This window comes from Nocardioides sp. Iso805N, from assembly GCF_000364605.1.
Lineage (GTDB): Bacteria > Actinomycetota > Actinomycetes > Propionibacteriales > Nocardioidaceae > Nocardioides.
In genome coordinates this window covers 1-13,974 of the sequence record NZ_KB822579.1, presented here as the reverse complement: position 1 = coordinate 13,974, position 13,974 = coordinate 1, and the positions used below count along the sequence as shown (strand labels likewise).

General features: G+C 70.0%; 13 protein-coding genes and 1 rRNA gene. 9 read left to right on the top strand and 5 right to left on the bottom strand.

Going from position 1 to position 13,974, the window contains the following annotated elements:
- The first annotated feature begins 26 nt into the window (after nucleotides 1-26).
- Nucleotides 27-2,807 (top strand): pyruvate dehydrogenase (acetyl-transferring), homodimeric type, encoded by a 2,781-nt coding sequence (aceE, locus tag H036_RS0112025; protein WP_017935036.1) that lies wholly within the window; start codon nucleotides 27-29, stop codon nucleotides 2,805-2,807.
- 79 nt (nucleotides 2,808-2,886) lie between these two features.
- On the opposite strand, the gene H036_RS22670 is transcribed toward aceE, so the two are convergent.
- Complete coding sequence (locus H036_RS22670) at nucleotides 2,887-3,858, bottom strand: alpha/beta fold hydrolase (protein WP_051068678.1); 972 nt, start codon at nucleotides 3,856-3,858, stop codon at nucleotides 2,887-2,889.
- A 150-nt stretch (nucleotides 3,859-4,008) separates the two neighbouring features.
- Here H036_RS22670 and H036_RS0112015 point away from each other — a divergent pair, with 150 nt between their 5' ends.
- From H036_RS0112015 to H036_RS0111985, 7 genes are all read left to right on the top strand, one after another.
- Nucleotides 4,009-5,175, top strand: a complete 1,167-nt coding sequence (locus tag H036_RS0112015; RefSeq protein ID WP_017935034.1) for a PucR family transcriptional regulator — start codon at nucleotides 4,009-4,011, stop codon at nucleotides 5,173-5,175.
- A gap of 85 nt (nucleotides 5,176-5,260) precedes the next feature.
- On the top strand, nucleotides 5,261-6,445 hold the full coding sequence (locus H036_RS0112010; RefSeq protein ID WP_017935033.1) for an acyltransferase domain-containing protein: 1,185 nt from the start codon (nucleotides 5,261-5,263) through the stop codon (nucleotides 6,443-6,445).
- Nucleotides 6,445-7,446, top strand: coding sequence for a beta-ketoacyl-ACP synthase III (locus H036_RS0112005; protein WP_017935032.1), 1,002 nt, complete (start codon nucleotides 6,445-6,447; stop codon nucleotides 7,444-7,446). The genes H036_RS0112010 and H036_RS0112005 overlap by 1 nt, the downstream gene beginning before the upstream one ends.
- 61 nt (nucleotides 7,447-7,507) lie before the next feature.
- Complete coding sequence (locus H036_RS0112000; RefSeq protein ID WP_017935031.1) at nucleotides 7,508-7,756, top strand: acyl carrier protein; 249 nt, start codon at nucleotides 7,508-7,510, stop codon at nucleotides 7,754-7,756.
- Between the two features lie 30 nt (nucleotides 7,757-7,786).
- The gene (locus H036_RS0111995; protein ID WP_017935030.1) at nucleotides 7,787-9,046 is read left to right on the top strand and encodes a beta-ketoacyl-[acyl-carrier-protein] synthase family protein; all 1,260 of its coding nucleotides are present in this window, start codon (nucleotides 7,787-7,789) and stop codon (nucleotides 9,044-9,046) included.
- Nucleotides 9,046-10,530, top strand: a complete 1,485-nt coding sequence (locus H036_RS0111990) for an acyl-CoA carboxylase subunit beta (protein ID WP_081615534.1) — start codon at nucleotides 9,046-9,048, stop codon at nucleotides 10,528-10,530. The genes H036_RS0111995 and H036_RS0111990 overlap by 1 nt, the downstream gene beginning before the upstream one ends.
- A gap of 91 nt (nucleotides 10,531-10,621) precedes the next feature.
- Nucleotides 10,622-11,149: a hypothetical protein gene (locus tag H036_RS0111985; RefSeq protein WP_017935028.1), complete on the top strand. Its 528-nt coding sequence runs from the start codon at nucleotides 10,622-10,624 to the stop codon at nucleotides 11,147-11,149.
- A gap of 51 nt (nucleotides 11,150-11,200) precedes the next feature.
- Here H036_RS0111985 and H036_RS0111980 read toward each other — a convergent pair whose 3' ends face one another.
- Together H036_RS0111980 and H036_RS25390 are read right to left on the bottom strand one after the other, a co-directional pair.
- Nucleotides 11,201-11,731, bottom strand: coding sequence for a DUF3145 domain-containing protein (locus H036_RS0111980; protein ID WP_051068677.1), 531 nt, complete (start codon nucleotides 11,729-11,731; stop codon nucleotides 11,201-11,203).
- 211 nt (nucleotides 11,732-11,942) lie between these two features.
- Nucleotides 11,943-12,101, bottom strand: a complete 159-nt coding sequence (locus tag H036_RS25390; RefSeq protein WP_017935026.1) for a hypothetical protein — start codon at nucleotides 12,099-12,101, stop codon at nucleotides 11,943-11,945.
- 75 nt (nucleotides 12,102-12,176) lie between these two features.
- Here H036_RS25390 and H036_RS0111970 point away from each other — a divergent pair, with 75 nt between their 5' ends.
- Nucleotides 12,177-12,359: a hypothetical protein gene (locus H036_RS0111970; RefSeq protein WP_017935025.1), complete on the top strand. Its 183-nt coding sequence runs from the start codon at nucleotides 12,177-12,179 to the stop codon at nucleotides 12,357-12,359.
- 90 nt (nucleotides 12,360-12,449) lie between these two features.
- Here the strand turns inward: H036_RS0111970 and H036_RS0111965 are convergent, their stop codons facing one another.
- Both H036_RS0111965 and rrf read right to left on the bottom strand, forming a co-directional pair.
- Nucleotides 12,450-13,574: a tetratricopeptide repeat protein gene (locus H036_RS0111965; protein ID WP_017935024.1), complete on the bottom strand. Its 1,125-nt coding sequence runs from the start codon at nucleotides 13,572-13,574 to the stop codon at nucleotides 12,450-12,452.
- Between the two features lie 107 nt (nucleotides 13,575-13,681).
- Nucleotides 13,682-13,798: ribosomal RNA gene (gene rrf, locus H036_RS0111960) — 5S ribosomal RNA — on the bottom strand.
- Nucleotides 13,799-13,974 lie beyond the last annotated feature (176 nt).

The window sequence follows — 13,974 nt, the reverse complement described above, 5'->3', positions numbered from 1 at the left end:
GCCCCGCCGAGTGGCACGATTCAAACGTGACCGAAGAAACCACCCCTCCTTCCGGCACGCCGGCCACCGTCATCCACGAGGGCCTGCCGACCCAGCTGCCAGACATCGATCCGGACGAGACCGGCGACTGGCTGGCCTCCTTCGACTCCATGGTCGACGCGCGCGGTCGTGACCGGGCGCGCTACGTCATGCTCCGACTCCTCGAGCGCGCCCGCGAGCGCGCCATCGGCGTACCTGCCCTGCGGAGCACGGACTTCATCAACAGCATCCCGCCGGAGCGGGAGCCGTGGTTCCCCGGCGACGAGGAGACCGAGCGCAAGGTGCGCTCGATGATCCGCTGGAACGCCGCGATGCTGGTCTCCAGCGCGAACAGCAAGGGCCTGGAGGTCGGTGGCCACATCGCCACCTACCAGTCCTCTGCCTCGCTCTACGAGGTCGGCTTCAACCACTTCTTCCGCGGCAAGGAGCACCCTGGCGGCGGCGACCAGGTCTTCATCCAGGGGCACGCCTCCCCGGGCATCTACGCCCGTGCGTTCCTCGAGGGCCGGCTCTCCGAGGAGGCGCTCTACCGCTTCCGCCAGGAGGTCCAGCACGGCGTCGGGAAGGGTCTGTCCTCCTACCCCCACCCGCGCCTCATGCCGGACTTCTGGGAGTTCCCCACGGTCTCGATGGGCCTGACCGGCATCAACTCCATCTACCAGGCGCGGTTCAACCGCTACCTGCAGAACCGCGGCATCAAGGACACCTCCGACCAGCGGGTGTGGGCCTTCCTCGGCGACGGCGAGATGGCCGAGCCCGAGTCGATGGGCGCGCTGCGCATCGCAGCGCGCGAGGAGCTCGACAACCTGGTCTGGGTGGTCAACTGCAACCTGCAGCAGCTCGACGGCCCGGTCACCGGCAACGGCAAGATCATCCAGGAGCTGGAAGCCAACTTCCGCGGCGCCGGCTGGAACGTCATCAAGGTCATCTGGGGACGCGAGTGGGACGACCTGCTCGCTCGCGATGTCGATGGCGCCCTGGTCAACAAGATGAACAGCACGCCGGACGGCGCGTTCCAGACCTTCTCGGTCGAGAACGGCGCCTACAACCGCGAGCACTTCTTCGGTCCCGACCCGCGCCTGCGCCAGATGGTCGAGCACCTCAGCGACCGCGACATCGAGAAGCTGCCGCGCGGCGGCCACGACTACCGCAAGGTGTACGCCGCCTTCGACTCGGCCACCAAGCACGTCGGCCAGCCGACGGTGATCCTGGCGCACACCATCAAGGGCTGGACGATCGACGCCCTGATGGGCAAGAACGCCACCCACCAGATGAAGAAGCTCACCGTCGAGGACGCCAAGCGCTTCCGCGACCGCCTCGGGATCCCGGTCACCGACCAGGAGATCGAGGAGAAGTACGCCGCCACCGGCAAGTTCCCGCTCTACAACCCGGGTCCGGACTCGCCGGAGATCAAGTACATGATGGAGCGCCGCCGTGTCCTCGGTGGCTCGCTGCCCAAGCGCACCAACGACGCGGCAGCGCTCGAGCTGCCCGGCGACAAGGTCTACGCCGATCTCAAGAAGGGCGCGGGCTCCAACAAGATCGCCACCACCATGGCGACCGTGCGGCTGCTCAAGGACTGGATGCGCGAGCCGGGCATCGGCAAGCGGATCGTGCCGATCGCGCCGGACGAGTACCGCACCTTCGGCATGGACGCGATGTTCCCCTCGGCCAAGATCTACGACCCGGCGGGTCAGCAGTTCGAGGGCGTCGACCGCAACATGCTGCTCTCCTACAAGATGTCGACCTCGGGTCAGATGCTCCACGAGGGCATCTCCGAGGCCGGTGCGATGGCCTCGGCGATCGCGGCGGGCTCCTCCTACGCCACCCACGGCGAGACGATGATCCCGTTCTACATCTTCTACTCGATGTTCGGCTTCCAGCGCACCGGCGACTCGATCTGGGCGATGGCTGACCAGATGGCGCGCGGCTTCCTCGTCGGCGCGACCGCGGGGCGCACCACGCTGACCGGCGAAGGCCTGCAGCACGCCGACGGGCACAGCCCGCTCCTCGCCGCCACCAACCCAGCGGTCGTGCACTACGACCCGGCGTTCGCCTACGAGGTCGCGCACATCATGCGCAGCGGCCTCGAGCGGATGTACGGCACCGGTGGCCGTGACGGCAAGGGCGAGGACGTCATCTTCTACCTCACCGTCTACAACGAGCCGGTCGCTCAGCCGGCCGAGCCTGAGGGTGTCGACGTCGAGGGCATCCTCAAGGGCATCCACCAGGTCTCCGTCGGCGGGGGTGAGGGCCCGCGGGTCCGGCTGCTCGCCTCCGGCGTCGGCTTCCCCTGGGTGGCCGAGGCACAGCGGCTCCTGCGCGAGGACTGGGGCGTCATCGCCGACACCTGGTCGGTGACCTCCTGGAACGAGCTGGCCCGCGAAGCCATCGCTGCCGAGAAGTGGAACCTCAACAACCCGGCCGAGCAGGCCAAGTCCGCCTACGTCACCGACAAGCTGTCCGGCTCGGACGCCCCGGTGGTCGCTGTCTCGGACTACATGCGGGCCGTTCCGCTGCAGATCGCACGGTGGGTGCCGGCCGACTACCGGGTCCTCGGTGCCGACGGCTTCGGCTTCGCCGACACCCGCCCGGCCGCGCGTCGCTTCTTCCAGATCGACGCCCAGTCGGTGGTCGTCCAGTCGCTCCAGGCCCTCGCCGATGCCGGCAAGATCGACCGCTCGGTCGTCACGAAGGCGTTCGAGACCTACCGGATCGACGACCCGACCACGATGGAAGGCGTCCGCCAGGAGGGCGGCGACGCCTGACATGCCCGACGGCGCGTGTCAGGTAGCGGGAACTGAGGAAGGGCTCCCCAGAACATCCCGGGGAGCCCTTCCTCACGTCTCAGGCCAGCTCGGAGGCGGGCTCTACGGACGATAGATGCGGCGGTCCCCCGCCCTTGAGCAGGCGCCGCCACCGCGCGCGCGAGTACGTCGCGGGAACGGTCGAGGCGATGAAGTCCTCGACCAGGCCGGCGAAGGCGTCGGGCTGATCCTTGTGCGGGAAGTGGCCGGCGTCGCGCATCACGGTGACCTGCGCGGTCGGGGCGAACTCCCGCGCGACCTGCGCGTGGCTCGCCGGCAGCACCCGGTCGTCCTCGCCCCAGACGACGCACAGCGGCATCAGCTCGGTGAGATAGGCGCGGTCACGCATGGTGATGTTCTGGCCGCGCCAATCCATCACCCCTGTCACCAGCTTGTGCACGGCGTACCTGCTGCGAGGATCCCGGAACGTCTCCAGGATGGCGGCGACCTCGTCCAGGTCGCGCAGGTCGCGCAGCCCGGTGGCCTTCAGCGTCCGCAGGAGGCCGGTGTTGACCTGACGCACCACCGGCAGCGTGAGCAGGCCGAGGGTGAGCTGGTAGCCCGGCAGCCCGATCGCTCGGATCAGCGCTGTCACCTCCCGGCCGAGGCCGCCCGCGTCGACCAGCACCAGGCGCTCGGTGCGCTCGGGGAACTGGTAGGCGAACTGCATCGCCACCGCGCCGCCGAAGCTGTGCCCGATCACCGTCACCTTGTCGATGCCGAGGATGGTCAGCAGGTCGCGCATGCCGTTGGCGTAGCCGCCGGGGCTGTAGTCGCCGCGCGGCTTGTCGGACTCCCCGTGGCCGAGGAGGTCCGGTGCGATCAGGGTGTACTTCTCGGCCAGCCTGTCCCACACCGGGTCCCAGGTGTGCCTGTTGCAGCCCAGCCCGTGCAGCAGGAGCAGCGCCGGCGCCGTACCGATCTCCTGGCCGCCGAAGGCGTACGCGCGGCGGTGCCCGTGCACCGTTATCGTCCGTGTCGCCGCCGGCCCCACCGACGTCGTCCCTGCCATGGGTTCCCCTTCCCACCACCGGACCAGGATTACTGACCAGTTGTCCAGTCCGGTGATTCAATCACTACTCCGAACCCGAGGGGAGTCTTATCGGCACCCCGGTACCCGACCGGAGCGCGAAACGACACACCCGAGTGGGAGGATCTGCGGGTGACCTCACCCACCACCGCCCTCCCCGGAGCCCGCGCTCTGCAGCGCGCCACCGGGCGCCTGGCGACGGCGGCGACCGGGCGGATGGAGACGGAGTTCTCCTGGTTCTCGACGCTGTCCGCGCAGGAGCGCTCGTGGGTCGGCATGATCGTTCAGGCCGGCATCCAGGGCTTCGTCCAGTGGTACGCCGAGGGTGTCCGCACCACCGTCAAGGCCGACCTGGCCGCGAACGTCTTCGGTGCCGCACCGCGCGCGCTGGCCGGGGTGATCACCCTGCAGCAGACCGTCGACCTGATCCGGCTCTCGATCGACGTGGTCGAGCAGAGCATCGACGACGTACTGCCCCCTGACGAGGCCGCTGCGGTGCGCACCGCGATCGGCTACTACGCCCGTGAGGTCGCGTTCGCGACGGCTGCCGTCTATGCCCGGGCTGCCGAGCAGCGCGGTGCGTGGGACGCGCGGCTCGAGGCCCTGATCGTGGACGCGGTGCTGCGTGCCGACCCCGACGAAGCGGTCCTCGGCCGCGCAAGCGCGCTCGGCTGGGGCGCCCGCGGCTCGATCATGGTCGTGCTCGGTACCGCGCCCAGCGACCGCGACGACAACGACCTCTTCGAGGAGGTACGCCGTCACGCCCGCAGCGCACGGCTGCACGCGCTCTGCGCCGTGCAGGGCGAGCGACTGGTGATCGTGCTGGGCGAGGTGACCGATCCGCACGCTGCCGCGGCCGCGGTGGCCGACGTCTTCGGACCCGGTGCGGTGGTCGCCGGTCCGGTCGCCCCCGACATGGCCGGCGCCCACGCGTCCGCCACCGGCGCGATGGCGGCGCACCGGGCCTCACCCGGTTGGCCCACCGCACCCCGGCCGGTGCTCGCCGACGAGCTCCTCGCCGAGCGCGCGCTGGCCGGTGACGAGGACGCCCGCGCCGCACTGGTCGACGAGGTCTACCGGCCGGTCCGGGATCGGGCGGCGCTGGTCGAGACGCTGACGGCGTACTTCGACGCGGGCGGGAACCTCGAGGCGGCGGCGCGGGTGCTGTTCGTGCACCCGAACACGGTGCGCTACCGACTGCGCCAGGTCGGTGACATCACCGGATTGCAACCGTCGCAACCCCGCGACGCCTTCGCGCTCACCATCGCCTTGATCCTCGGGCGCCAAGCAGACGCTTGATTTGTAGGACACCTACAAAATCGCGGGCGACAAGTTCGTCTGCTTCAGCCGCGCCTACCCCCAGGTAGACCGGCAGAGTGGACACGTGCTCGTCATTGTCGCGCCGGGTCAGGGCGCTCAGACCTCCGGATTCCTCACCCCTTGGCTCGAGGATCCGCTCTTCGCCGGACGGCTCGAGTGGCTCTCCACCGTGGCCGGTCTCGACCTCGCCCACTACGGCACCGAGGCCGACGACGAGACGATCCGGGACACCGCCATCGCGCAGCCGCTGCTGGTCGGTGCCGGCCTGGTCGCCGCGCTCGAGCTCTTCCCGCACCCGGCCGACGCGTTCGCGATGATCGGCGCCGTGGCAGGCCACAGCGTCGGCGAGCTGACCGCTGCCGCCGGCGCCCGGGCGATCAGCGGCGAGCAGGCGATGGTGCTGGTGCGTGAGCGTGGCCGGGCGATGGCCCAGGCCGCCGCCGTCACGCCGACCGGGATGACCGCCGTACTCGGTGGTGACCGCGACGAGGTGCTGGCCAAGATCGCCGAGCACGGCCTCACCGCCGCGAACGACAACGGCCCTGGCCAGGTGGTCGCGGCCGGCACCCTCGAGCAGCTCGCCGCCTTCGCTGACGACGCGCCCGCCAAGGCACGCGTGATGCCGCTGAAGGTCGCCGGCGCGTTCCACACCTCGCACATGGCCCCGGCCGTGGACCGTCTCTCGCGACTGGCCCGCAGCGTCTCGGTGCACGACCCCCGCACCCCGGTGGTCAGCAACCGGGACGGACGCATCGTGCACGAGGGCTCCCAGGTGCTGGAGCGCATCGTGGGCCAGATCGCCCGCCCGGTCCGCTGGGACCTGTGCCTGGAGACGTTCACCGATCTCGGTGTCACCGGCATCCTCGAGATGCCGCCGGCCGGCACCCTGACCGGCATCGCCAAGCGTGCGCTCAAGGGCGTGGAGACCTTCGCCCTCAAGACGCCCGACCAGCTCGACGCCGCTCGCGCCTTCTGCGAGAAGCACGGCGAGCGGAGCCAGATCGAGACCAGCCCGACCTGGCGGATGGTGGTCGCCCCGACCAAGGGCACCTTCCACCTCGCCGAGGAGGCTCGCGACCGCGACCTGCTGCCCGCCGGCGCGGTGATCGGCGCGATCGCCAGCCTGCGTGACCGCGTCGACGTACCTGCTGCGCACGGCGGCCAGGTCGTCGAGTGGCTCGTCGAGGACGGCGATCTCGTCTCGCCCGGCCAGCCGTTGCTGCGCCTGCACCCGGAGGGTGTCCTCTGATGGCGCTCCGGGAGGCCGCCGGGGCGCCCCACGCCCGCATCCTCGCTGTCGGTGGCTACCGCCCGAGCCGGGTGGTGCCGAACAGCGAGATCGTGGACGCGATCGACTCCAGCGACGAGTGGATCCGGACCCGGTCCGGCATCACCGAGCGGCGCTGGGCGACGCCCGAGGAGACGGTGCAGATGATGGCCGTCGCCGCTTCGCGCAAGGCGCTGGCGGCCGCCGGACTCGAGCCCGAGCAGATCGACTGCGTCATCGTCGCCACCGTCAGCCACATGCTGCAGACGCCGTCGGTGGCAGCGCTGATCGCCGACGAGCTGGGCACCGACCATCCCGCAGCGTTCGACATCTCCGCCGCCTGTGCCGGCTTCTGCCACGGCATCGCGATGGCCAACGACTTCGTGCGTGGCGGCAGCGCCCGCCACGTCCTGGTGATCGGCGTCGAGCGACTCTCGGACCTGACCAACCTGCACGACCGCGGCACCGCCTTCATCTTCGCCGACGGCGCCGGCGCCGCCATCGTGGGTCCCAGCGACGAGCCGGGCATCGCCCCGGTCGTCTGGGGCTCTGCCGGCGAGCAGGCGGACCTGATCCGGCAGAACGTCGACTGGCTGACCTGGGGCAACGCTGCCGAGCCGATGGAGCAGCCCTACCTCGCGATGGACGGCAACCCGGTCTTCCGGTGGGCCTCGTTTGCGATGGCCAAGATCGGCCTCGAGGCGCTCGACAGGGCCGGCGTCACGCCGGAGGAGCTGGACTGCTTCGTCCCGCACCAGGCGAACATGCGCATCGTGGATGCTCTGGCCCGCTCGATGAAGCTGCCCGAGTCGGTCACCATCGCCCGCGACATCGCCACCATGGGCAACACGTCGGCCGCCTCCATCCCACTCGCCCTCGAGCGGCTGATCGAGGAGGGCGACGCCAAGTCCGGCGACACCGCGCTCCTCATCGCCTTCGGCGCCGGACTGGTCTACGCAGCCCAGGTCGTCGTCGTCCCCTGATCCACACCCACCCACAGTTCACCCCTGGGTTTCCACACCCGCTGAAGAGAAAGGTCGCCCTATGGCCACCACCGAAGAGATCCGCAGCCAGCTCGCCGAGATCGTCAACGAGGTCGCCGGTGTCGACGTCGACGACGTCCAGCTCGACAAGTCCTTCGTGGACGACCTCGACGTGGACTCGCTCTCGATGGTCGAGGTCGTCGTCGCCGCCGAGGAGAAGTTCAGCGTCACGATCCCCGACAGCGAGGTCAAGAACCTCAAGACCGTGGGCGACGCGGTGAGCTACATCGAGCGCGCCCAGGCCGCCTGACACCCGCCCCACCCATCTCCCGGAGAGCACATGAGCCGCACCCGAGTCGTCATCACCGGTCTGGGCACGACCAGCCCGGTCGGCGGAGACGTTCCGTCCACCTGGGAGGCCCTCCTCGAGGGCCGTTCCGGGGTCCGCACCATCGAGGAGCCCTGGGTCGAGGACCTGCCCGTCAAGATCGCGGGCCGGATCGCCGTCGAGCCCACCGAGGTGCTCGAGCGCGTCAAGGCACGCCGCCTCGACCGCTCGGCGCAGCTGGCGATGGTCGCGGCCATGGAGGCCTGGCGTGACGCCGGCTTCTCGGGCGCGGCCGGTTCCGAGGCCGAGCCTGACCTCGACAGCGACCGCGTCGGCGTGGCCATGGCCTCCGGCATCGGCGGCGTCACCACGCTGCTGGAGAACTACGACACTCTCCGGGAGAAGGGTCCGCGGCGGGTCTCCCCGCTCGCGGTGCCCATGCTGATGCCCAACGCCCCGGCGGCGAACGTCAGCCTGTACGTCGGAGCCCGTTCCGCGGTCATCACGCCGGTCTCGGCGTGCGCCTCTGGCAACGAGGCGCTCGCACACGCCGTCGACCAGATCCGGCTCGGCCGGGCAGACATCGTCGTGGCCGGCGGCACCGAGGCGGCCATCCACCCGCTGCCGATGGCGGCCTTCGCCAACATGATGGCCCTCTCGAAGAACCCTGGCGACCCGACCACCGTCAGTCGCCCCTGGGACACCGGCCGGGATGGCTTCGTCCTGGGCGAGGGCGCCGGCGTACTCGTCCTGGAGCGGCTCGAGCACGCCCAGGCCCGTGGTGCCCGGATCTACGCCGAGGTGCTCGGCGCCGGCATCACCGCCGACTCGCACGACATCGCCCAGCCGGACCCGGCCGGGCGAGGCGGCGCACGAGCGATCCTGCGCGCGATCGCTGAGTCGGAGATCAGCATCTCCGACATCGTGCACGTCAATGCACATGCCACCTCGACCCCGCAGGGGGACATCGCCGAGGGGCTCATGCTGCACGCGACCCTCGGCGAGCACGTCGCCAACGTGGTCGTCACCAGCACCAAGTCCATGACCGGCCACCTGCTCGGCGGTGCCGGCGCCCTCGAGGCCGTCGCCACCGTGCTCGCGCTGCGTGACCGGGTCTCGCCGCCCACGATCAACCTCGACAACCTCGACCCCCAGGTCGAGCTCGACATCCCGACCAAGGCACGCGACCTGCCGGCCGGGGACGTGGTCGCGCTGAACAACTCCTTCGGGTTCGGCGGCGCCAACGTCGCGGTCGCGTTCGGGAGCATCTGATGTCCCTTGGACAGGCTCAGGACGGTGCTGTGACCGCGGCCAACCGGGCCGACACCGGCCCCGCCCCCCGGCAAGCGGTCAAGCCGCCGCGCGAGGATGACCCGCGCTACCCCCTGACGCGGCTCTCCGCGCTGCTCGACGAGGATTCGATCGAGCTGCTCTCGGCGATCGACGACTCCGGGATGCTCGCGGTCCGCGGCACCGTCGACGGGGCGCCCGTGGTGGCGTTCTGCTCCGACGCCACCGTGATGGGCGGCGCGATGGGTGATGTCGGCTGCCGGGTGGTGGTCGACGCCTATCACCGTGCACTGACCGACCAGGTTCCGATCATCGGCCTGTGGCACTCCGGCGGCGCCCGACTCGCGGAGGGCGTGCTCTCGCTGCACGCCGTCGGCCGCATCTTCCAGGTCATGACGCAGGCATCGGGCAAGATCCCGCAGATCTCGGTCGTGCTCGGGCCCGCTGCCGGCGGCGCCGCCTACGGCCCGGCGCTGACCGACGTGGTCATCCTCGGCCCCGAGGGACGCATCTTCGTCACCGGCCCGGACGTGGTCCGCTCGGTCACCGGCGAGGACGTCGACATGCTCCGGCTCGGCGGCCCTGAGCCGCACGGCCGCCGCTCCGGCGTGGTGCACATCCTCACCGAGAGCGAGCAGGAGGCCCTCGATCGGGCTCGCTCCGTGGCCTCGCTGCTCGGCGACCAGGGCGGTCTGCGGGTCGACCAGGTCGAGGACATCGACCTCAGCCAGGTACTGCCCGAGTCCAAGAAGCGCGCATACGACGTCCACCCGCTGGTCGAGACGCTGCTCGACGAGGGCAGCACCCAGGAGTTGCACGCCCGCTGGGCGCCCAACATCGCCACGGTCCTGGGCCGCTTCGGCGGGCGGACCGTCGGCGTGGTCGCCAACAACCCGCTGCGCCTGGGCGGCTGCCTCGACTCCGCCTCGGCGGAGAAGGCCGCGCGGTTCGTGCGGATGTGCGATGCCTTCGGCGTACCGCTCATCGTGCTGGTCGACGTGCCGGGCTACCTGCCCGGTGTCGGCCAGGAGTGGGACGGCGTCGTACGCCGTGGCGCCAAGCTGCTGCACGCCTTCGGCGAGTGCGTGGTCCCCCGGATCACGCTGATCACCCGCAAGACGTACGGCGGCGCCTACATCGCCATGAACGCCCGCTCCATCGGCGCGACCAAGGTCTTCGCCTGGCCGGGTGCCGAGGTGGCCGTGATGGGCGCCGTGGCGGCCGTGCGGATCCTTCACCGGCGCCGGCTGGCCGAGGTCTCCCCGGAGATCCGGCCGCAGGTCGAGGAGGAGCTGGCCGTCGAGCACGAGCGGATCGCGGGCGGCGTCGACAAGGCCGTCGAGATCGGCGTCGTGGACGCGGTCGTGGAGCCCGCTGCGACCCGGAGCACCATCGCTCAGGCGCTGCACGACGCCATTCAGGCCGACGGCGTACACCGTGGAGCGCACGGCAACATCCCTCTGTGACCCTCTCCCCCTCCCAGGCAGCGCGGTACGTGCGTAACCACGTACCGCGTTGTCGCGTTGGACCTGAAAGTCGCCGGTCCAGGGAGGACTCATGCACGGTCTCGGAAAGCAGCAGCGCATCTACCACGGCGTGGTCAGCGTCGCCCTTCTCGGCGGTCTCCTGAGCGCCGGTGACGGCGGGCTCGGGTCACTGCTCGACGGCCTGCTCGGCAGCGGGGGCCCGGTGACCGCCCAGAGCGCGACGCCGACCAGCGCAAGCCTGCACGCGGCCGATCAGAAGCTGCGCAAGGGCTGCAAGCGCTACTCCTACGGCTATGCCCTCACGGTCCCCTCCGACCAGGAGTACGACCTGGAGATCTTCGTGACCGACCCGCGCGGAGTCTCCCAGGGCTCGGACGTCATCCTGTCGGGTGCCGACCCGGAGACCGGCACCAAGAAGCTGACGATCTGCCGCTCGAACACCGTGCCCGGCACCTTCACCTTGCACGGCACGCTCTACACCGACGACGGCGCCGGTCCGACCACCACCACGGCGGTGCGGTCAGACACGTTCACGCTGACCGTCCACAAGAAGCACGCCAAGCACAAGCACGCCAAGCACAAGAAGAGGCACCACTGAGCCGTTCGGCTCGGTGGTGCCTCTCCTACGTGTGGTCCTCGGGGCGTGCCCTCAGACGACCTGGTGAAGCCATCGCACCGGAGCGCCCTCGCCGGCGTGCCGGAAGGTCTCGAGCTCGTCGTCCCACGGCTTGCCGAGGAGCTTGTCGATCTCGAGCATGAGGGTGGTCTCGCCCAGTGCTGCCTTCACCACTGCTGCCTTCAACCGGTCTTCGGGAATCATGATGTCGCCGTGCAGCCCCGTGACGGCGTGGAAGACGCCGAGCTCGGGGGTGTAGGAGAATCGAGCACCCTCAGAGCCGGACGTCGGCTCCTCGGTGATCTCGAACCGCAGATGGTTCCAGCCCTTGAGCGCCGACGTGACGGCAGCAGCAGATCCCACCGTGCCGCTCCACGAGAGCTCGGCTCGATAGGTACCGGCCTGGGCTCCTTGCGGAGTCCAGTCCAGGTTCACAGCGACACCCAGAACCCCGCCGACGGCCCACTCGACGTGCGGACACAGCGCCGACGGCGCTGAGTGCACGTAGAGCACACCCCTCGTCGCGGTACGGGTGGCGCTGTGCGATGTCGTGTATCCAGTCACCGTTGTTCTCCTTCGTTCCGGCGCGAGCAACGCCTTCCCCAGCGGTCTGGCGACGGAACAGTGCGACCAACGGTGCCTGAATGACACATATGTAGTTGTGGGGCCATTGTGACGCACGTACGGGCCGAATGCCAGCGCATCCGGCCCTCACGCGCGCCAGTCGAAATCTCAGCTCGCGGTGTAGCCGCCGTCGACAGGTGATAGCTGCCCGTCACGAAGCTCGCGGCGTCGCTGGCCAGGACGCGACCAGCTCGGCGATCTCCTCGGGCTCAGCCAGCCGATCGAGGGCGTGCTTGGCGGCGAGCGCCGTGCGAGTGGCCTCGTCGAGGCTCTCGTTGACCGCCGGGGTGTTCACGAACCCGGGGGCCATCGCGATCCTCAGCCGTCACTTGCGGGAGAGCTGCCGACTGCTGCTCGAGCAGCCCGACGTGGCCATCGACGCCCCGTGCGGGGCCTGGCCCCGGCGGCGGTCGACGAAGCGGTGACACGATTCATCGCCGACGGCACGGTGGGCCCTCTGGAGGGGTGGGTGCAGCAGTCCGAGCCGCAGGGGGAGGAGTTCATGCGGCTCTACATCGCGCTGCTCCCCACCTGGTGGCCCGGCAGCCAGTCGATCGCCGGTGACTGATTGCTGCTGAGACACCATGGGCCGTGGTGTTCGAGGATCCTCGAACACCACGGCCCGTGGCTCGAACGCCTGCGCGTCCGCTTCCTGCGACTACTCGTCGCCGACCCGGCGCTCGAGATCGGCGGCCCGGTCGGCGGCGTCGGTGATGTCGTCGGCGTCGATGGCGTGGGTCCGGTGGAACCACGTCAGCGCCTCGTTAAGCCGGCCCGCTGCTTCCAAGGTGTCGGCGTACGCGTAGCGCAGCCGTACTACCCAGGACGTGCGCGTCTTGTTGGTCAGCGGCGACAGCTCGAGCACACGCAGGGCGGCGTCCAGCTGTCCCATGTCCCGCCGGGCGCCCGCCTCGACGAGCGTGATCTCCGCCTTCGCCTCGGGCTTGAAGTTCACCACCGACGGGCTGTGGGCGAGCTTGATCGCCTGCTCCGGGTGACCGAGCGCGCGGTGGCAGTCGGCCATGATCGGCAGGTATGCAGTCGCGCCGTTCATCCGCTTGGCCGCACGCAGCTCGGAGAGCGCCTCGGCGTAGTGCCCGGCTGCATAGGCCGCCTCACCGAGCGCCTCACGGATCACCGCGATGCGCTGGGCGCGAGCCTTGGCAGCCTTCGCGTGCTGGTAGGCCAGCTCCGGGTCGTCGTCGATGTACATACCGGCCGCGACCAGGTGGCGCGCGATCCGCGCCGCCAACTTCTCGGGCAGGCCCTTCAGATGGCTGGCCACGGCACGATCGAGCTCCTTGCCGGTGATCTCCGCCGGCAGGTCGGGGCCGTCGTAGGCAGCCTGGTCCGAGCTACGCACCTCGCGCTCGACGGGGCGGCGCTCGCCGCCACGGCCCGCGCTGCTCTTGCCTGCGTACGACGAGCTCTTGCTCGCGCCCTTCGCGGGCCCCTTGCCAGGACCCTTGGGCCCGGACTTCGAACCACCCTGCGGGCCGCCACCGCGGGAGCCGCCGGTGCGCGCTCCGTCACGGGCGCCGTCGCGATCGGACCGCCGGAAGTCGCCGCCACCGTCGCGGGAGCCGCCCCGGCCGCCGCCATCGCGGCCACCATCGCGGCCCGGCGTGGTGCCCCGGCTACGCTCCGAGCTGCCATAGCTCTTCCCCGCACCGGGCTTGTCGCCCGAGCGTGGCTTGCCGGAACCGCCCTGCGGGCGGCCGCCCGTGCGCCCTGACCCCGAACCCTGAGCGGGACGTCCTCCGCCCCGTCGCTCCTCTGCCATGGACACAGCCTTCCTCACCGGCGCGCCTCGCGCCATCATCACCAAGCCCGAACCGGGCCTAAATGCAGCGTAGGGGCCACCTTACGGTGGCCCCTACGCGAATGTTTGTCCGGCGGCGTCCTACTCTCCCACAACCTCCCGGTTGCAGTACCATCGGCGCTGAAGGGCTTAACTTCCGGGTTCGGGATGGGACCGGGTGTTTCCCCTTCGCTATGACCGCCGTAACCCTATCGACCCCCACACAATGGGGGAAAAACATGGATTACATCGTCTGCCACTATTCACATATCAGTGAGCGATGAAACAGTTGGTTCGTGGACGCGAACACGCAATAACACTTCGTAGCAGTGTTTGTTAGTTTTGTTGAGCATTTGTAAGGCAAGCCCTCGGCCTATTAGTA